Source organism: Aeromonas sp. FL131 (assembly GCF_049860615.1).
In the GTDB taxonomy this organism is placed as follows: Bacteria; Pseudomonadota; Gammaproteobacteria; order Enterobacterales; family Aeromonadaceae; genus Aeromonas; species Aeromonas hydrophila.
Genome location: NZ_CP187595.1, coordinates 4092501 through 4107937, shown reverse-complemented (window position 1 = coordinate 4107937; position 15437 = coordinate 4092501). Strand labels below are relative to the sequence as shown.

Below are 15437 nucleotides of genomic sequence, written 5' to 3'. Positions count from 1 at the left end.
TGTCAGGCTTGCGGCTCGCTGGTCTTGCGGTAGCGCTTGCCGTATTTCAGCTGCTGTATCAGCAGGGCGGCGACGATGAGCGCCAGCCCGATGGGGGTGGCCGGGTGGATGGTTTCGCCGATCAACAGGTTGAGCAGCACCAGCGAAGCAAACGGCGAGATGAAGATGAGGTTGCTGATGGGGGCCGTGTTGGTGGCGTGGCGCAGCGCCATCAGCCAGAGCACGAAGCCAAAACCCATCTCGAACAACCCCACGTAGATGGCGCCTGCCCACCCCTGCCAGGCAGTCATGGCAAAGTCCGAGAGCAGCCAGGTCGCCGCGACGATGAAGGGCAGGCTGATGAGGAAGCTGAGCAGCAGGCTGACGATGGGGTCACCCTGGTTGCGGGTGTTGAGGATCCAGTAGCCGGCCCAGATCAGGGTCGACACTAGCGCCAGCGTGACGCCGAGGGGGCTGTCGAACTGCAGACCGAATACATTCCCTTTGGTGGCGATCACCAGAGCGCCGAAGTAGCCGAGCACGATGGCGACTCCGTCACGGCGGCGCAGCTTCTGACCGAGGAAGGGCACCGCCAGCAGACTGAGGGTGATGGCCCAGGTGTAGTTGAGGGTCTGAGCCTGCTGGGCGGGCAGCAGGTCATACGCCTTGAACAGCAGCAGGTAATAGAGGAAGGGGTTGAGTACTCCCAGTGCCAGATAGTAGAGGGGACGACTCTTGATGTAGCCGAGCAACAGCGGCAGTTTTCCCTGACAGGCCACGATCACCCCCAGCGTCAGGGTCGAGGTGCAGGCCGCGACCAGCAGTAGTTGCACGGGTTCAAAGTAGGTGAGGGAGATCTTGAAGGCGCTAGCGACCGTCGACCAGAGGGCGACGGCGCAGAGTCCATATTGATAGGCTTTTTTCTGATCTTTGAGCATGGGGTGTCGTTCCGATGACGAAGGCCGGCGCACAGTCTACCAGCCTGTTTGCAACATTGTCGTTACCCCTGCCAGGCAAGGGCTTGCCCAGCCGTTGGCGAGATCCATCTGTCACATAAAATTGCGCACAATCTGTTCGCCTTCTCTTGCGCAAATTGAAAAAATCCGTATAATCCCCTCCGCTTACCCATGAGGTAAGCCAGACGATATGTCTGCTTGCTGAGTTTCCCGCTTGCGGGGGCCAGCCATACAGTCCTCCCGATATGGGAGGAAACGTGAAAAATCACACCTCTGGCGGGAGTAATCTCGGTCGGGCGGTGTTGATTTATGTTCTTTTATCTATTGGAGCTCTGTCAATGCAGAACCAAAGAATCCGTATCCGCCTGAAGGCTTTTGATCATCGCCTGATCGATCAATCCACTGCGGAAATCGTTGAAACTGCAAAGCGCACCGGCGCGCAGGTTCGCGGTCCTATTCCGCTGCCGACTCGCAAAGAGCGCTTCACCGTCCTGATCTCCCCGCACGTCAACAAAGATGCGCGTGATCAGTACGAGATCCGCACTCACAAGCGTCTGGTAGACATCGTTGAGCCGACTGACAAGACCGTTGACGCCCTGATGCGTCTGGATCTGGCAGCTGGTGTAGACGTCCAGATCAGCCTGGGTTAATTACGGAAAGAGGTTGATAACAATGACAATCGGTCTTGTAGGTCGCAAAGTGGGTATGACTCGCATCTTCACTGAAGATGGCGTTTCTATCCCGGTGACTGTTATCGAAGTTGAAGCTAACCGTGTAACTCAGGTCAAATCTGTAGAAACCGACGGCTACAACGCTATTCAGGTTACCACTGGCGCCAAGAAAGCCAGCCGTGTAACCAAGCCGGAAGCTGGCCACTTCGCCAAAGCTGGTGTAGAAGCCGGTCGCGGTCTGTGGGAATTCCGCCTGAACAACGGTGAAACTTTCACTGTTGGTAGCGAGCTGAAAGTAGATCTTCTCGCTGACGTTAAGCTGGTAGACGTTACCGGCACATCCAAGGGTAAAGGTTTTGCCGGTACTGTTAAGCGCTGGAACTTCCGCACCCAGGATATGACCCACGGTAACTCTCTGTCCCACCGTGTACCTGGCTCCATCGGTCAAAACCAGACCCCGGGCCGTGTATTCAAGGGCAAAAAGATGGCTGGTCACATGGGTGCTGAGCGTGTAACGACTCAGAACCTGGAACTGGTTCGTGTTGACGCTGAACGCAACCTGCTGCTCATCAAAGGCGCAGTACCGGGTGCAACCAACGGCAACGTGATCGTTAAACCTGCCGTCAAAGCGTAACGTCTGAGGAGATAGTAATGGAATTGGTAATGAAAGACGCCAAGAGCGCTCTTGAAGTTTCCGAGACTACCTTCGGGCGCGAATTCAACGAAGCTCTGGTTCACCAGGTTGTCGTTGCTTATGCCGCTGGTGCCCGTCAGGGTACTCGTGCGCAGCTGACTCGCTCTGAAGTGTCTGGTGGCGGCAAAAAGCCGTGGCGTCAGAAGGGTACTGGTCGTGCCCGTGCTGGCTCCATCCGTTCGCCCATTTGGCGTTCCGGTGGTGTGACTTTTGCAGCTAAGCCGCAAGATCACAGCCAGAAAGTAAACAAGAAGATGTACCGCGGCGCTATCCGTAGCATCCTGTCCGAGCTGGTACGTCAAGAGCGCCTGATCGTTGTTGAGAAGTTCGGCATCGAAGCTCCGAAGACCAAAGAACTGATCGCCAAGCTGAAAGAAATGGAACTGACTGACGTTCTGATCGTGACTGCTGAAGTCGATGAGAACCTGTTCCTGGCTGCTCGTAACCTGTACAAAGTTGACGTGCGTGACGTTGCCGGTATCGACCCGGTCAGCCTGATCGCTTTCGACAAGGTTCTGATGACTGCTGACGCAGTTAAGCAAATCGAGGAGATGCTGGCATGATCCGTGAAGAGCGTCTGCTGAAAGTTCTGAAGGCTCCGCACATCTCTGAAAAGAGCACCATGGTCGCAGAAAAGCAGAACACTATCGTGTTCAAAGTTGCTGTTGATGCCACCAAGGCGGAAGTCAAAGCTGCAGTTGCGAAACTGTTCGAGGTCGAAGTTGAGACCGTCCGTACCCTGAACATGAAGGGTAAGACCAAGCGCGCAGGTGCACGCGTAGGCCGTCGTTCCGATTGGAAAAAGGCTTATGTGACCCTGAAAGCTGGTCAGGACATCGACTTCATGGGCGCAGCCGAGTAAGAGGAGTTCTGAAAAATGGCAATCGTTAAGTGCAAGCCTACTTCTCCGGGCCGCCGCCACGTCGTCAAGATCGTCAACCAAGACCTGTACAAGGGCAAGCCCTTTGCAGCTCTGCTGGACAAGAAAGACAAGTCCGGTGGTCGTAACAACAACGGCCGCATCACCACCCGTCACATCGGCGGTGGTCACAAGCAACACTACCGTATCGTCGACTTCAAGCGCGACAAAGACGGTATCCCGGCCAAAGTAGAGCGCCTGGAATACGATCCTAACCGTACCGCAAACATCGCCCTGGTGCTGTATGCAGACGGTGAGCGTCGTTACATCCTGGCTCCGAAAGGCCTGAAAGCTGGTGATGCAATCGCTTCTGGTGCTGATGCCGCAATCAAGGTAGGTAACACCCTGCCGATGCGCAACATCCCGGTCGGTTCTACCGTTCACGCTGTTGAGATGAAGCCTGGTAAAGGTGCCCAGCTGGCTCGTTCCGCTGGTACTTTCATCCAGATCCTGGCTCGTGAAGGTAACTATGTAACTCTGCGTCTGCGTTCCGGCGAAGTACGTAAAGTTCTGGCCGAGTGCCGCGCCACCATCGGTGAAGTTGGTAACTCCGAGCACATGCTGCGTCAACTGGGTAAAGCCGGTGCAAACCGCTGGCGTGGTATTCGTCCGACCGTTCGCGGTATGGCGATGAACCCGGTCGACCACCCGCACGGTGGTGGTGAGGGTCGCAACAAGGGCATGCAGCCTGTGTCCCCATGGGGCCAGAAGGCTAAAGGCTTCAAGACCCGTAAGAACAAGCGTACCGACAAGTACATCGTACGTCGTCGTAACAAGTAATTGTTAACATAGAGGAATCACCATGCCACGTTCTCTCAAGAAGGGTCCATTTATTGACCTGCACTTGCTGAAGAAGGTAGAGAAAGCGGTGGAAAGCGGGGATAAAAAGCCGGTTAAGACCTGGTCCCGTCGTTCAATGATCATCCCGAACATGATCGGTTTGACCATCGCTGTCCATAATGGTCGTCAGCACGTTCCGGTTTTCGTTACCGAAGAAATGATCGGTCACAAACTGGGTGAATTCGCACCGACTCGTACTTATCGCGGCCATGCTGCTGATAAGAAGGCTAAGAAGCGCTAAGGGATAAATGATGGAAGCTATCGCTAAACACCGTTATGCCCGTACTTCTGCCCAGAAAGCTCGTCTGGTAGCCGATCAAGTACGTGGTCTGTCCGTAGACAAGGCTCTGAACATCCTGACCTTCAGCCCGAAAAAGGCTGCAGCTCTGGTGAAGAAAGTGCTGGAATCTGCCATTGCAAACGCTGAGCACAACGAAGGCGCCGATATCGACGCGCTGCGTGTTGCTACTATCATGGTCGACGAAGGTCCCTCCATGAAGCGCATCCGTCCGCGTGCCAAAGGTCGTGCGGATCGTATCCTCAAGCGTACCGCTCACATCACCGTAGTGGTATCCGACGCTAAGGCTGGGAGATAAGCAATGGGTCAGAAAGTACATCCTAATGGCATTCGCCTGGGTATTACCAAGCCTTGGAATTCTACCTGGTTCGCGAACACCAAAGACTTCGCTGACAACCTGTACAGCGATTTTCAAGTACGCCAGTTCCTGACCAAGGAACTGAAAAACGCGTCCTTGTCCAAGATCACCATCGAGCGTCCGGCCAAGAGCATCCGTGTGACCATTCACACCGCTCGTCCGGGTGTTGTGATCGGTAAGAAAGGCGAAGACGTTGAGAAACTGCGCAAAGCTGTAGCCGCAATTGCTGGCGTGCCTGCTCAGATCAACATTTCCGAAGTCCGCAAGCCGGAGCTGGATGGCAAACTGGTTGCCGACAGCATCACTTCCCAGCTGGAGCGTCGTGTAATGTTCCGTCGTGCTATGAAGCGCGCCGTACAGAACGCAATGCGCCTGGGTGCCAAGGGCATCAAAGTGGAAGTTTCCGGTCGTCTGGGCGGCGCTGAAATCGCGCGTACCGAATGGTACCGTGAAGGTCGTGTGCCGTTGCACACCCTGCGTGCCGACATCGACTACGCAACTTCTGAAGCCCACACCACTTACGGTGTGATCGGCGTTAAAGTTTGGATCTTCAAGGGCGAAGTTCTGGGCGGTCTGGCTGCTGTTAATGCCGCTGCTGCTCAAGAGCAAGCTCCTGCAAAGCCCAAGCGTGACAACAAGCGCCGCGCTGCTAAGTAAGGAGATTCGGTAAATGTTGCAACCAAAGCGTACTAAATTCCGCAAGACCCACAAGGGTCGTAACCGCGGTCTGGCCAACTCTGGTAACGAAGTATCCTTCGGTACCTTTGGCCTGAAGGCGACATCCCGTGGTCAACTGACTGCTCGTCAAATCGAAGCAGCCCGTCGTGCCATGACCCGTCACGTTAAGCGTCAAGGCAAGATCTGGATCCGTGTGTTCCCGGACAAGCCCATCACCGAAAAGCCCCTCGAAGTTCGTATGGGTAAAGGTAAGGGTAACGTGGAATACTGGGTTTGCCCGATCCAGCCTGGCAAGGTTCTGTACGAGATGGATGGTGTACCTGAGGCTCTGGCGCGTGAAGCGTTTGCCCTGGCCGCAGCTAAGCTGTCCGTTCAGACCACTTTCGTAATTAAGACGGTGATGTGATGAAAGCCCAAGATCTGCGTCAAAAGAGCGTCGAAGAACTGAACCAGGAGCTGCTGGGTCTGCTGCGTGAGCAATTCAACATGCGCATGCAAGCTTCCACCGGCCAGCTGGCTCAGACTCACACTCTGAAACAAGTGCGTCGTGACGTCGCACGTATCAAGACTGTACTGACTGAGAAGGCAGGTGCGTAATGACTGACAAGATCCGTACTCTGCAAGGTCGTGTAATCAGCGACAAGATGGACAAGTCCATCACTGTTGCTATCGAGCGCAAGGTAAAGCACCCGATCTACGGTAAGATCATCAAGCGCACTACCAAGCTGCACGTACATGATGAAAACAACGAATGCAAAGCTGGCGACCTCGTGGAAATCCGCGAATGCCGCCCGCTGTCCAAGACCAAGTCCTGGACCCTGGTTGCCGTTGTAGAAAAGGCCTAATCGGTACTTTGTAGTCCAAACGGCCCCTTAGCGGGGCCGTTTGTTTTTTAGGCTACCTTTTCTAAAAATCCTGTGTTATAGTTTCGCGCCTTTTGAAGGCAGCCAGATCCCGAGAGGGATAAGAAGTAAACAAAGCGGAGCACTAAGATGATCCAGATGCAAAGTATGCTGGGTGTTGCCGACAACTCCGGCGCTCGCAGTGTAATGTGTATTAAGGTTCTGGGTGGTTCGCACCGCCGTTACGCCGGCATCGGCGACATCATCAAGGTTTCCATCAAGGAAGCCATTCCTCGCGGTAAAGTGAAGAAAGGTGATGTGTATAACGCGGTGGTCGTACGCACCCGTAAAGGCGTTCGTCGTCCGGACGGCTCTGTCATCCGTTTCGACAACAATGCGGCTGTGTTGCTTAACAACAACCAACAGCCAATCGGTACTCGTATTTTTGGCCCGGTGACTCGTGAACTGCGTAATGAGAAGTTCATGAAGATTGTGTCCCTGGCACCCGAAGTACTGTAAGGAGTCGAACGATGGCAGCTAAAATCCGTCGCGAAGACGAAGTGATTGTTCTTACCGGCAAAGACAAGGGCAAGCGTGGCAAAGTCACTCAAGTCCTGATTGCAAAAGGTAAGGTAATCGTGGAAGGCATCAACCAGGTGAAGAAACACCAGAAGCCGGTACCCGCACTGGGTCAGGCTGGCGGTATCGTCACCAAAGAAGCCCCCATCGATGTATCTAACGTAGCGCTGTTCAACTCTGCCACTGGCAAGGCTGACCGCGTTGGTTTCCGGATTGAAGACGGCAAAAAAGTCCGTTTCTTCAAATCCACCGGCGAACTTGTGAAGTAATTGGAGTTTAACGATGGCGAAACTGCATGATTACTACAAATCCGATGTAGTAAATGAACTGTCCAAACAGTTCGGTTACAAGACTATCATGCAAGTCCCTCGGATCGAGAAAATCACCCTGAACATGGGTGTTGGTGAAGCGATCTCTGACAAGAAATTGCTGGAAAATGCTGCTGCCGATATGGCTGCCATTTCCGGTCAGAAGCCGCTGATCACCAAAGCTCGCAAATCTGTTGCGGGCTTCAAGATTCGTGAAGGCTACCCGATAGGTTGTAAAGTAACCCTGCGTGGCGAGCGTATGTGGGAGTTCCTGGAACGGCTGATTTGCATCTCCGTACCGCGTATCCGTGACTTCCGTGGCCTGAACGCTAAAGCGTTCGACGGTCGTGGTAACTACTCCATGGGCGTGCGTGAGCAAATCATCTTCCCGGAAATCGACTATGACAAGGTCGATCGCGTCCGTGGTCTGGATATCACCATCACCACTTCCGCGAATACCGATGAAGAAGGCCGTGCTCTGCTGGCTGCCTTTAACTTCCCATTCCGCAAGTAAGGTTAGGGTTATGGCTAAAACTTCCATGAAAGCACGTGAAGCAAAGCGTGCGAAGCTGGTAGCCAAGTTCGCCTCCAAGCGAACCGAGCTGAAAGCTATCATTGTTGATATGAACGCTTCTGAAGAAGCGCGTTGGGATGCTGTCCTGCAACTGCAACAGCTGCCCCGTGATTCCAGTCCGTCCCGCCAGCGTAACCGTTGCAATATTACTGGTCGTCCGCACGGTTTCCTGCGCAAGTTTGGCCTGTCTCGCATCAAGGTGCGTGAGCATGCCATGAAGGGCGAAATTCCGGGCCTGAAGAAGGCTTCTTGGTAACGAATCTCGGGAGTTAGACTTATGAGCATGCAAGATCCGATCGCGGATATGCTGACCCGCATCCGTAACGGTCAGGCGGCGAGCAAAGTTGCGGTTTCCATGCCTTCTTCCAAGCTGAAAGTGGCTATCGCCAAAGTGCTGAAAGAAGAAGGTTACATCACTGGCTACTCCGTAGCTGGTGACGTGAAGCCGGAACTGGAAATTGAACTGAAATATTTCCAGGGCAAGCCAGTTGTAGAACTGATCCAACGCGTGAGCCGTCCCGGCCTGCGTATTTACAAGCGCACTACTGATCTGCCGAAAGTTATGGGCGGTCTCGGTGTTGCTATCGTGTCCACGTCTAAAGGTGTGATGACTGACCGTGCTGCCCGCAAAGCAAGCATGGGCGGTGAGATCATCTGCTACGTCGCTTAATAGGAGGTAGGAAATGTCTCGTGTTGCTAAGGCACCCGTCACTATTCCTGCTGGCGTAGAGGTGACTCTGAACGGCCAGGAACTGTCCATCAAAGGTGGTAAAGGTTCCCTGGTTCGCTCTATTCACGCCGGTGTAGAAGTGACCAAAGAAGACAATGTACTGAAGTTCGCCCCGCGCGACGGCATCGCTGGTGCTGACGCTCAGGCCGGTACTGCCCGTGCATTGGTCAACAACATGGTAATCGGTGTTACCCAAGGCTTCGAGCGCAAGCTGCAGCTGGTTGGTGTAGGTTATAAAGCCTCCATCAAGGGCAATGCTGTTGCGCTGGCTCTGGGCTTCTCTCACCCGGTAGAGCATGCGCTGCCGGCTGGTGTGACCGCTGAGTGCCCGACTGCCACAGAAATCGTTCTGCGTGGTGTCGACAAGCAGCTGGTTGGCCAAGTCGCCGCCGATATCCGTGCTTACCGCGCTCCGGAGCCCTACAAGGGCAAGGGTGTACGCTATGCCAACGAGCAAGTGCGTACTAAAGAAGCTAAGAAGAAGTAAGGTAACACTATGGACAAGAAAGCAGCTCGTCTCCGTCGTGCTACTCGTGCTCGGAAAAAGATGCAGGAACTGGGAGCTACCCGTCTGGTTGTTCACCGTACCCCGCGTCATATCTATGCGCAGGTTATTGCAGCCAACGGTTCCGAAGTTCTGGCCTCTGCTTCCACAGTAGAGAAAGCCATCAGTGAAGCTATTAAATACACCGGTAACGCTGATGCAGCGACCGCGGTAGGTAAAGCAATCGCTGAGCGTGCTATTGCCAAAGGCGTTCAGAACGTATCTTTCGATCGTTCCGGTTTCAAGTATCACGGTCGCATCGCTGCTCTGGCAGCTGCTGCACGTGACGCTGGTCTTCAGTTCTAAGCTAGGAGTCGAAGATGGCTAAAGTCGAATCTCAAGCCGGCGAACTGCAAGAAAAGCTGATTGCAGTAAACCGTGTTTCGAAAACTGTTAAAGGTGGTCGTATCATGTCCTTCACCGCGTTGACCGTGGTGGGTGATGGTAACGGCCGTGTAGGTTACGGTTACGGTAAAGCCCGTGAAGTTCCGGCCGCTATTCAAAAAGCGATGGAACAGGCTAAGCGTAACCTGAACAAGGTTGAGCTGAACAACGGCACTCTGCACCACCCGGTGCGCGGTGTTCACTCCGGTTCCACCGTGTTCATGAAGCCGGCCTCTCAAGGTACTGGTATCATTGCAGGCGGCGCCATGCGTGCTGTTCTGGAAGTTGCTGGTATCCACAACGTGCTGGCCAAGACCTACGGTTCCACCAACCCAATCAACGTTGTTCGCGCAACTGTCGACGCTCTGGTACAGGGTCAATCCCCGGCCCAGATCGCTGCCAAGCGTGGTCTGCGCGTTGAAGAAATTCTGGGGTAATGCGACATGGCTAACACTGTAAAAGTAACTCAAACTCGCAGCTCTATCGGCCGTCTGCCAAAGCACAAGGCGACTCTGCGTGGTCTGGGTCTGCGTCGCATTGGTCACACCGTTGAGCTGGAAGATACTCCCTGCGTACGCGGCATGATCAACCAGGTTTATTACATGGTTAAGGTGGAGGGCTAAGCATGCGTCTGAATACTCTGTCTCCGGCCGCTGGCTCCAAGCGCGTTAAGCACCGTCCGGGCCGTGGTATCGGTTCTGGTCTGGGCAAGACCGGTGGTCGTGGTGTTAAAGGTCAAACCTCTCGTTCCGGTGGCGGCAAAGTCCGCAACGGTTTCGAAGGCGGCCAGATGCCTTTGAAAATCCGTCTGCCGAAGTTCGGTTTCTTCTCCCGCAAATCTTTGGTTTCTGCCGAAGTGCGCCTGAACGAAATCGCCCTGGTAGAAGGTGATGTGGTCGACGTGAGCACTCTGAAGCAAGCCGGTGTTATTACTAAAAACATCGTGTTCGCTAAAGTTGTTCTGTCTGGCAACATTGACCGTGCTGTGACCGTTCGTGGTCTGTCCGTCACCAAAGGTGCACGTGCAGCCATCGAGGCCGCTGGCGGTAAAATCGAGGAATAATCAGTACAATGGCTAAGAAACCAGGATTGGATGTTAAAGCACAGGGTGGTCTGAGTGAACTGAAGAGCCGTCTGCTCTTCGTTCTCGGGGCGATTATCGTTTTCCGTGCAGGCTCTTATGTGCCGATTCCTGGTATTGACGCCGCCGTACTGGCCGAGTTGTTCCAACAACAGAAGGGCACCATCATTGAGATGTTCAACATGTTCAGTGGTGGTGCACTCTCGCGTGCTTCTATTCTTGCGCTGGGGATCATGCCGTACATTTCGGCGTCGATCATCATCCAGCTGCTGACTGTGGTTCACCCCGCTCTTGCTGAACTCAAGAAGGAAGGTGAATCCGGCCGTCGCAAGATTAGCCAATATACCCGTTGGGGCACGCTGGTTTTGGGAACGTTCCAGGCCATTGGTATTGCAACCGGTCTGCCGAATATGATGCAAGGACTCGTGACTCATCCGGGTTTGGGCTTCTATTTCACGGCCGTTGTGAGTCTGGTCACCGGTACCATGTTCTTGATGTGGTTGGGTGAGCAGATTACCGAGCGTGGGATTGGTAATGGTATCTCGTTGATTATCTTCACAGGTATCGTTGCTGGTCTGCCTCATGCCATTGGCGCTACGGCCGAACAGGCACGTCAAGGGGAATTGCACATCCTGCTGTTGTTGTTGCTGGGCTTGATTGTTTTCGCAGTGACTTACTTTGTGGTGTTCGTGGAGCGTGGTCAGCGTCGTATCGTCGTTAACTATGCCAAGCGTCAACAAGGCCGCCAGGTATTTGCCGCGCAAAGCACACACCTGCCGTTGAAAGTGAATATGGCCGGTGTGATTCCTGCGATTTTCGCATCCAGCATCATCCTCTTCCCAGGGACCATTACCTCTTGGTTTGGTCAGGGCGAGGGCAAGATCGCTGACATCCTGCAACAGGTCTCTATGGTCCTGCAGCCGGGTCAGCCCTTGTATGAGATGCTCTATGCAGCAGCCATTATCTTCTTCTGCTTCTTCTATACCGCGCTGGTGTTCAACCCCCGCGAGACAGCAGACAACCTGAAGAAGAGTGGAGCCTTTATCCCGGGGATCCGCCCGGGCGAGCAGACAGCACGTTATATCGATAAGGTTATGACTCGCCTGACATTGGCAGGTGCACTCTATATAACCTTTATCTGTCTGGTACCCCAGTTCTTGATGACTGCCTGGAACGTACAGTTCTACTTCGGTGGCACTTCGCTGCTGATTATCGTGGTAGTTATCATGGACTTCATGGCTCAGGTTCAGACCCATATGATGTCTCATCAATATGGTGATGTCCTGAGGAAGGCCAACCTGAAGGGCTACGGCCGCTAAAGGTCGGCGTAGTTACGGAGTTAAGCAATGAAAGTTCGTGCTTCCGTTAAGGCAATCTGCCGTAACTGCAAAATCATCAAGCGTCACGGTGTGGTGCGTGTGATTTGCAGCGAGCCAAAGCATAAACAGCGCCAAGGCTAATTTTTTACGGTTAGTACTTGCAACAAATAGTTGTGCTGGCTAATATAGCCAGCCAACTTTTGTTGTGTATTGGTTGACCGCCACGTATCCGCTCACGGGCTTTGTGGTGGTCGTAATCTACTATATGTAGGAGTGAATAGTGGCCCGTATCGCTGGCATTAACATTCCTGACCATAAGCATGCAGTCATCGCTTTGACTGCTATTTATGGCGTCGGTCGTACCCGCTCCAAGGCCATCTGTGCCGCAGCCGGTATCGCTGAGAATGTGAAAATTAAAGACCTGGACGAAGCTCAGATCGAGAGTCTGCGTGAACAAGTAGGTAAATTCACCGTTGAAGGTGACCTGCGTCGTCAGATTTCCATGAACATCAAGCGATTGATGGATCTGGGTTGCTACCGTGGTTTGCGTCACCGTCGTAGCCTGCCTGTTCGTGGTCAACGTACCAAGACCAACGCTCGTACCCGTAAGGGTCCGCGCAAGGCTATCAAGAAGTAACGGGAAGGTAGAAAATGGCTAAAACTCCGACTCGTGCTCGCAAGCGCGTTAAAAAGCAAGTGAGCGACGGTATTGCGCACGTTCATGCATCTTTCAACAACACAATCGTGACCATTACTGACCGTCAGGGCAATGCTCTGTCATGGGCTACCTCCGGTGGTTCAGGTTTCCGTGGTTCCCGTAAGTCCACTCCGTTTGCTGCCCAGGTAGCTGCTGAGCGTGCTGGTGAGATCGCCAAAGAATACGGCGTGAAGAACCTGGAAGTCATGGTCAAAGGTCCGGGTCCCGGTCGTGAGTCTTCCATCCGCGCTCTGAACGCGGCTGGTTTCCGCATCACTAACATTACTGATGTGACTCCGATCCCGCACAACGGTTGTCGTCCTCCCAAGAAGCGCCGCGTGTAACGCTGTAGCTACTTGGTCTAGGATTGTTGGAGAAAGAAGATGGCAAGATATATCGGTCCTAAGCTTAAGCTTAGCCGTCGTGAGGGCACCGACCTCTTCCTGAAGTCTGGTGTTCGTGCGATTGATTCTAAGTGCAAGATTGACACCGTTCCTGGTCAACACGGTGCGCGTAAAGCGCGTCTGTCTGACTACGGTGTTCAGCTGCGCGAGAAACAAAAAGTTCGTCGTATCTACGGCGTATTGGAAAAACAGTTCCGCAACTACTACCGCGACGCTGCCCGTCAAAAGGGTAACACCGGTGAAAACCTGTTGCAGCTGCTGGAAGGTCGTTTGGACAACGTTGTTTACCGTATGGGCTTCGGTGCTACCCGTGCTGAATCTCGTCAGCTGGTGAGCCACAAGGCCATCATGGTCAACGGTCGCGTTGTGAACATTCCTTCTTTCCAGGTTTCCCCTGAGGACGTGATCTGCGTTCGTGAGAAGGCTAAGAAGCAAGCGCGTATCAAAGCATCCCTCGAGGTTGCTGGTCAGCGCGAGAAGCCGACTTGGGTAGAGGTTGATGCCGCTAAAATGGAAGGTGCTTTCAAGCGTCTGCCAGAGCGTTCCGACCTGTCTGCCGACATTAACGAACAGCTGATCGTCGAGCTTTACTCCAAGTAAAGCTAGCTTCTAAAGAGAGGACACAATGCTGGGTTCTGTAACAGATTTTCTTAAACCGCGGCTAGTTGACATCGAGCAAGTTAGCCCGACTCATGCGAAAGTGACTCTCGAGCCACTTGAGCGTGGCTTTGGTCACACGCTGGGTAATGCCCTGCGTCGTATTTTGCTGTCTTCTATGCCCGGTTGTGCAGTTACTGAAGTCGAAATTGACGGGGTACTGCATGAGTACAGCAGCAAAGAAGGTGTACAGGAAGACATTCTTGAAATCCTGCTCAACCTGAAAGGTATCGCTGTGAAGCTGGAAGGCAAGGACGAGGTAACTCTGTCCCTGACCAAGTCTGGAACAGGCCCCGTTACCGCTGGTGATATCACTCACGGTGATGAAGTCGAGATCGTAAACCCGGAGCACGTAATCTGCCACCTGACTGGCGCCAATGCTGAAATCAGCATGCGCCTGAAAGTTCAGCGCGGTCGTGGTTATGTGCCTGCTTCTGCTCGTGTTCACAACGATGATGAAGAGCGTCCTATTGGTCGCCTGCTGCTGGACTCCGCGTTCAGCCCCATCGTTCGTATTGCCTACAACGTTGAGGCAGCACGTGTGGAGCAGCGTACCGACTTGGACAAGCTGGTCATCGACATGGAGACCAATGGTACTCTGGATCCTGAAGAAGCCATCCGTCGTTCTGCCACTATTCTGGCTGAGCAACTGGAAGCCTTCGTGGATCTGCGCGATGTCAGCGTGCCCGAGAAGAAAGAAGAGAAACCCGAGTTTGATCCGATTCTGCTGCGTCCTGTCGATGATTTGGAGCTGACAGTTCGTTCTGCGAACTGTCTGAAGGCAGAAGCTATCCACTATATTGGTGATCTGGTACAGCGTACCGAAGTTGAGTTGCTTAAGACTCCTAACCTCGGTAAGAAGTCCCTGACTGAGATCAAGGACGTGTTGGCCTCCCGTGGTCTGTCTCTTGGCATGCGCCTCGAGAATTGGCCGCCCGCCAGCATCGCTGACGAGTAATCCAGATTACGGGTTTCACAGATTTAGTTAGAAGGATAAGGTCATGCGCCATCGTTTGAGTGGTCGTCAACTGAACCGGAACAGCAGCCATCGTCAGGCTATGTTCCGCAACATGGCCAGCTCCCTGGTTCGTCATGAGATCATCAAGACGACTCTGCCTAAGGCAAAAGAGCTGCGTCGTGTAGTTGAACCGCTGATCACCCTTGCCAAGACTGATAGCGTTGCTAATCGTCGCCTGGCATTTGCCCGTACTCGCGATAACGCGATCGTGGCTAAGCTGTTCAATGAACTGGGCCCGCGCTACCTGGAGCGCGCCGGCGGTTATACTCGCATTCTGAAATGCGGTTTCCGTGCAGGCGACAACGCCCCTATGGCTTACATTGAGCTGGTAGACCGCCCGGCCGCTGCTGAAGCAGCTGCTGAGTGATAAAGAAAAAGCCGGGCTTGTCCCGGCTTTTCTTTTAATGGATTCTGATACTGCCTCAACTGCCTCAACTGCCTCAACTGCCTCAACTGCCTCAACTGCCTACTCTTGATCGTGTAGTTTCTTATATAGGTAGGTATCCCTTATTATCGAATGATGATCTTCCATTCACCTGGTACAGACAAAGCCAGCCGGTGGTATGAGCTGCTCGCAGAGGGGGGCTAATTTAGCTCTGGATTTGGTGGTTTCTGTGGATAAGTTTGTATAAAAGCTGTGTTTGGATATGAATAACTAAAGAAGTGCAGTTTTTTGCAATTTTATTGCCGATGAGGGGTTGCCAGAAAGAATCCGTTCCCTATAATGCGCCTCCATCGACACGGCAAGCGGCAACGCAAACAGCCGGGTCGGTAGCCTCGAAAAGCCTTTGAAAATAAGGCTTGACTCGAGAAGGCGGTTGAGTAGAATGCCACTCCCGCAGCAGCCAAAAGCTGCGTCGCTCTTTAACAATTTGAATCAAGCAATCTGTGTGGGCACTCACAGCAT

At 53.5% G+C, this 15437-nt stretch carries 29 protein-coding genes; 28 read left to right on the top strand and 1 reads right to left on the bottom strand.

Annotated features, from left to right (window positions below; all coding sequences use genetic code 11):
- Window positions 1-2 precede the first annotated feature (2 nt).
- Complete coding sequence (locus ACPW75_RS19100) at window positions 3-917, bottom strand: DMT family transporter (protein ID WP_077095821.1); 915 nt, start codon at window positions 915-917, stop codon at window positions 3-5.
- 356 nt (window positions 918-1273) lie between these two features.
- On the opposite strand from ACPW75_RS19100, the gene rpsJ reads away from it, so the two are divergent.
- The 28 genes from rpsJ to rplQ all read left to right on the top strand — a co-directional run bounded on the left by rpsJ (window position 1274) and on the right by rplQ (window position 14897).
- Entirely contained in the window at window positions 1274-1585 is a 312-nt protein-coding gene (gene rpsJ / locus ACPW75_RS19095) for a 30S ribosomal protein S10 (RefSeq protein WP_005307944.1), read from the top strand.
- 22 nt (window positions 1586-1607) lie between these two features.
- A complete protein-coding gene (gene rplC, locus ACPW75_RS19090) occupies window positions 1608-2240 on the top strand; it encodes a 50S ribosomal protein L3 (RefSeq protein ID WP_010672559.1) in 633 nt (210 codons plus the stop codon).
- 17 nt (window positions 2241-2257) lie between these two features.
- Window positions 2258-2863 (top strand): 50S ribosomal protein L4, encoded by a 606-nt coding sequence (gene rplD / locus ACPW75_RS19085; RefSeq protein ID WP_005340616.1) that lies wholly within the window; start codon window positions 2258-2260, stop codon window positions 2861-2863.
- Window positions 2860-3162: a 50S ribosomal protein L23 gene (gene rplW, locus ACPW75_RS19080; protein WP_005307955.1), complete on the top strand. Its 303-nt coding sequence runs from the start codon at window positions 2860-2862 to the stop codon at window positions 3160-3162. Before rplD ends, rplW begins: the two co-directional genes overlap by 4 nt.
- A 15-nt stretch (window positions 3163-3177) precedes the next feature.
- Complete coding sequence (gene rplB, locus ACPW75_RS19075; protein WP_005307957.1) at window positions 3178-3999, top strand: 50S ribosomal protein L2; 822 nt, start codon at window positions 3178-3180, stop codon at window positions 3997-3999.
- A gap of 22 nt (window positions 4000-4021) precedes the next feature.
- Window positions 4022-4300, top strand: a complete 279-nt coding sequence (gene rpsS, locus ACPW75_RS19070; RefSeq protein WP_005307960.1) for a 30S ribosomal protein S19 — start codon at window positions 4022-4024, stop codon at window positions 4298-4300.
- 10 nt (window positions 4301-4310) lie between these two features.
- Entirely contained in the window at window positions 4311-4655 is a 345-nt protein-coding gene (rplV, locus tag ACPW75_RS19065; RefSeq protein ID WP_011704314.1) for a 50S ribosomal protein L22, read from the top strand.
- Between the two features lie 3 nt (window positions 4656-4658).
- On the top strand, window positions 4659-5372 hold the full coding sequence (gene rpsC, locus ACPW75_RS19060; RefSeq protein ID WP_005331168.1) for a 30S ribosomal protein S3: 714 nt from the start codon (window positions 4659-4661) through the stop codon (window positions 5370-5372).
- 13 nt (window positions 5373-5385) lie between these two features.
- The gene (rplP, locus tag ACPW75_RS19055; protein WP_005307963.1) at window positions 5386-5799 is read left to right on the top strand and encodes a 50S ribosomal protein L16; all 414 of its coding nucleotides are present in this window, start codon (window positions 5386-5388) and stop codon (window positions 5797-5799) included.
- Complete coding sequence (gene rpmC, locus ACPW75_RS19050) at window positions 5799-5990, top strand: 50S ribosomal protein L29 (RefSeq protein ID WP_005307965.1); 192 nt, start codon at window positions 5799-5801, stop codon at window positions 5988-5990. The genes rplP and rpmC overlap by 1 nt, the downstream gene beginning before the upstream one ends.
- Window positions 5990-6238: a 30S ribosomal protein S17 gene (gene rpsQ / locus ACPW75_RS19045; protein ID WP_005307966.1), complete on the top strand. Its 249-nt coding sequence runs from the start codon at window positions 5990-5992 to the stop codon at window positions 6236-6238. The genes rpmC and rpsQ overlap by 1 nt, the downstream gene beginning before the upstream one ends.
- 147 nt (window positions 6239-6385) lie before the next feature.
- Window positions 6386-6754 carry a 50S ribosomal protein L14 gene (rplN, locus tag ACPW75_RS19040; RefSeq protein ID WP_005307975.1) on the top strand — a complete coding sequence of 123 codons (369 nt, stop codon included), beginning with the start codon at window positions 6386-6388 and terminating at the stop codon, window positions 6752-6754.
- 11 nt (window positions 6755-6765) lie between these two features.
- Window positions 6766-7083: a 50S ribosomal protein L24 gene (rplX, locus tag ACPW75_RS19035; RefSeq protein WP_005307977.1), complete on the top strand. Its 318-nt coding sequence runs from the start codon at window positions 6766-6768 to the stop codon at window positions 7081-7083.
- Between the two features lie 13 nt (window positions 7084-7096).
- On the top strand, window positions 7097-7636 hold the full coding sequence (gene rplE, locus ACPW75_RS19030; protein WP_005331162.1) for a 50S ribosomal protein L5: 540 nt from the start codon (window positions 7097-7099) through the stop codon (window positions 7634-7636).
- A gap of 10 nt (window positions 7637-7646) precedes the next feature.
- On the top strand, window positions 7647-7952 hold the full coding sequence (gene rpsN, locus ACPW75_RS19025) for a 30S ribosomal protein S14 (protein ID WP_011704315.1): 306 nt from the start codon (window positions 7647-7649) through the stop codon (window positions 7950-7952).
- A gap of 21 nt (window positions 7953-7973) precedes the next feature.
- Entirely contained in the window at window positions 7974-8366 is a 393-nt protein-coding gene (rpsH, locus tag ACPW75_RS19020; RefSeq protein ID WP_011704316.1) for a 30S ribosomal protein S8, read from the top strand.
- 13 nt (window positions 8367-8379) lie between these two features.
- The gene (rplF, locus tag ACPW75_RS19015) at window positions 8380-8913 is read left to right on the top strand and encodes a 50S ribosomal protein L6 (RefSeq protein ID WP_005307981.1); all 534 of its coding nucleotides are present in this window, start codon (window positions 8380-8382) and stop codon (window positions 8911-8913) included.
- 9 nt (window positions 8914-8922) lie between these two features.
- Window positions 8923-9276, top strand: a complete 354-nt coding sequence (rplR, locus tag ACPW75_RS19010; protein ID WP_011704317.1) for a 50S ribosomal protein L18 — start codon at window positions 8923-8925, stop codon at window positions 9274-9276.
- Between the two features lie 14 nt (window positions 9277-9290).
- A complete protein-coding gene (rpsE, locus tag ACPW75_RS19005) occupies window positions 9291-9791 on the top strand; it encodes a 30S ribosomal protein S5 (RefSeq protein WP_011704318.1) in 501 nt (166 codons plus the stop codon).
- 6 nt (window positions 9792-9797) lie between these two features.
- Window positions 9798-9977: a 50S ribosomal protein L30 gene (rpmD, locus tag ACPW75_RS19000; RefSeq protein ID WP_005307985.1), complete on the top strand. Its 180-nt coding sequence runs from the start codon at window positions 9798-9800 to the stop codon at window positions 9975-9977.
- A gap of 2 nt (window positions 9978-9979) precedes the next feature.
- On the top strand, window positions 9980-10417 hold the full coding sequence (gene rplO, locus ACPW75_RS18995; RefSeq protein WP_005307987.1) for a 50S ribosomal protein L15: 438 nt from the start codon (window positions 9980-9982) through the stop codon (window positions 10415-10417).
- A gap of 8 nt (window positions 10418-10425) precedes the next feature.
- Window positions 10426-11754 (top strand): preprotein translocase subunit SecY, encoded by a 1329-nt coding sequence (gene secY / locus ACPW75_RS18990; protein WP_010672567.1) that lies wholly within the window; start codon window positions 10426-10428, stop codon window positions 11752-11754.
- 27 nt (window positions 11755-11781) lie between these two features.
- Complete coding sequence (gene rpmJ, locus ACPW75_RS18985) at window positions 11782-11895, top strand: 50S ribosomal protein L36 (RefSeq protein ID WP_005319705.1); 114 nt, start codon at window positions 11782-11784, stop codon at window positions 11893-11895.
- A 139-nt stretch (window positions 11896-12034) separates the two neighbouring features.
- Window positions 12035-12391, top strand: coding sequence for a 30S ribosomal protein S13 (gene rpsM, locus ACPW75_RS18980; protein WP_005307991.1), 357 nt, complete (start codon window positions 12035-12037; stop codon window positions 12389-12391).
- Between the two features lie 14 nt (window positions 12392-12405).
- Complete coding sequence (gene rpsK / locus ACPW75_RS18975; protein ID WP_005319702.1) at window positions 12406-12795, top strand: 30S ribosomal protein S11; 390 nt, start codon at window positions 12406-12408, stop codon at window positions 12793-12795.
- A 39-nt stretch (window positions 12796-12834) separates the two neighbouring features.
- Window positions 12835-13455, top strand: a complete 621-nt coding sequence (gene rpsD / locus ACPW75_RS18970) for a 30S ribosomal protein S4 (RefSeq protein ID WP_011704319.1) — start codon at window positions 12835-12837, stop codon at window positions 13453-13455.
- A gap of 25 nt (window positions 13456-13480) precedes the next feature.
- Entirely contained in the window at window positions 13481-14470 is a 990-nt protein-coding gene (locus ACPW75_RS18965) for a DNA-directed RNA polymerase subunit alpha (RefSeq protein WP_005307997.1), read from the top strand.
- A gap of 43 nt (window positions 14471-14513) precedes the next feature.
- Window positions 14514-14897, top strand: a complete 384-nt coding sequence (gene rplQ, locus ACPW75_RS18960; protein ID WP_005307999.1) for a 50S ribosomal protein L17 — start codon at window positions 14514-14516, stop codon at window positions 14895-14897.
- Window positions 14898-15437 lie beyond the last annotated feature (540 nt).

Excerpts from the sequence above, each read along its gene's own strand:
- rpmD (WP_005307985.1), top strand. The coding sequence starts at position 9,798 with ATGGCTAACACTGTAAAAGTAACTCAAACTCGCAGCTCTATCGGCCGT.
- secY (WP_010672567.1), top strand. The coding sequence starts at position 10,426 with ATGGCTAAGAAACCAGGATTGGATGTTAAAGCACAGGGTGGTCTGAGT.
- rpsQ (WP_005307966.1), top strand. The coding sequence starts at position 5,990 with ATGACTGACAAGATCCGTACTCTGCAAGGTCGTGTAATCAGCGACAAG.
- rplD (WP_005340616.1), top strand. The coding sequence starts at position 2,258 with ATGGAATTGGTAATGAAAGACGCCAAGAGCGCTCTTGAAGTTTCCGAG.
- rpsJ (WP_005307944.1), top strand. The coding sequence starts at position 1,274 with ATGCAGAACCAAAGAATCCGTATCCGCCTGAAGGCTTTTGATCATCGC.
- rpsC (WP_005331168.1), top strand. The coding sequence starts at position 4,659 with ATGGGTCAGAAAGTACATCCTAATGGCATTCGCCTGGGTATTACCAAG.
- rpsE (WP_011704318.1), top strand. The coding sequence starts at position 9,291 with ATGGCTAAAGTCGAATCTCAAGCCGGCGAACTGCAAGAAAAGCTGATT.
- rplC (WP_010672559.1), top strand. The coding sequence starts at position 1,608 with ATGACAATCGGTCTTGTAGGTCGCAAAGTGGGTATGACTCGCATCTTC.
- rpsK (WP_005319702.1), top strand. The coding sequence starts at position 12,406 with ATGGCTAAAACTCCGACTCGTGCTCGCAAGCGCGTTAAAAAGCAAGTG.
- ACPW75_RS18965 (WP_005307997.1), top strand. The coding sequence starts at position 13,481 with ATGCTGGGTTCTGTAACAGATTTTCTTAAACCGCGGCTAGTTGACATC.
- rpsS (WP_005307960.1), top strand. The coding sequence starts at position 4,022 with ATGCCACGTTCTCTCAAGAAGGGTCCATTTATTGACCTGCACTTGCTG.
- rplQ (WP_005307999.1), top strand. The coding sequence starts at position 14,514 with ATGCGCCATCGTTTGAGTGGTCGTCAACTGAACCGGAACAGCAGCCAT.
- rplR (WP_011704317.1), top strand. The coding sequence starts at position 8,923 with ATGGACAAGAAAGCAGCTCGTCTCCGTCGTGCTACTCGTGCTCGGAAA.
- rplO (WP_005307987.1), top strand. The coding sequence starts at position 9,980 with ATGCGTCTGAATACTCTGTCTCCGGCCGCTGGCTCCAAGCGCGTTAAG.
- rplB (WP_005307957.1), top strand. The coding sequence starts at position 3,178 with ATGGCAATCGTTAAGTGCAAGCCTACTTCTCCGGGCCGCCGCCACGTC.
- rpsN (WP_011704315.1), top strand. The coding sequence starts at position 7,647 with ATGGCTAAAACTTCCATGAAAGCACGTGAAGCAAAGCGTGCGAAGCTG.
- rplW (WP_005307955.1), top strand. The coding sequence starts at position 2,860 with ATGATCCGTGAAGAGCGTCTGCTGAAAGTTCTGAAGGCTCCGCACATC.
- rpsD (WP_011704319.1), top strand. The coding sequence starts at position 12,835 with ATGGCAAGATATATCGGTCCTAAGCTTAAGCTTAGCCGTCGTGAGGGC.
- rplP (WP_005307963.1), top strand. The coding sequence starts at position 5,386 with ATGTTGCAACCAAAGCGTACTAAATTCCGCAAGACCCACAAGGGTCGT.
- rpsH (WP_011704316.1), top strand. The coding sequence starts at position 7,974 with ATGAGCATGCAAGATCCGATCGCGGATATGCTGACCCGCATCCGTAAC.
- rpmC (WP_005307965.1), top strand. The coding sequence starts at position 5,799 with ATGAAAGCCCAAGATCTGCGTCAAAAGAGCGTCGAAGAACTGAACCAG.
- ACPW75_RS19100 (WP_077095821.1), bottom strand. The coding sequence starts at position 917 with ATGCTCAAAGATCAGAAAAAAGCCTATCAATATGGACTCTGCGCCGTC.
- rplE (WP_005331162.1), top strand. The coding sequence starts at position 7,097 with ATGGCGAAACTGCATGATTACTACAAATCCGATGTAGTAAATGAACTG.
- rplF (WP_005307981.1), top strand. The coding sequence starts at position 8,380 with ATGTCTCGTGTTGCTAAGGCACCCGTCACTATTCCTGCTGGCGTAGAG.
- rplV (WP_011704314.1), top strand. The coding sequence starts at position 4,311 with ATGGAAGCTATCGCTAAACACCGTTATGCCCGTACTTCTGCCCAGAAA.
- rplN (WP_005307975.1), top strand. The coding sequence starts at position 6,386 with ATGATCCAGATGCAAAGTATGCTGGGTGTTGCCGACAACTCCGGCGCT.
- rplX (WP_005307977.1), top strand. The coding sequence starts at position 6,766 with ATGGCAGCTAAAATCCGTCGCGAAGACGAAGTGATTGTTCTTACCGGC.
- rpmJ (WP_005319705.1), top strand. The coding sequence starts at position 11,782 with ATGAAAGTTCGTGCTTCCGTTAAGGCAATCTGCCGTAACTGCAAAATC.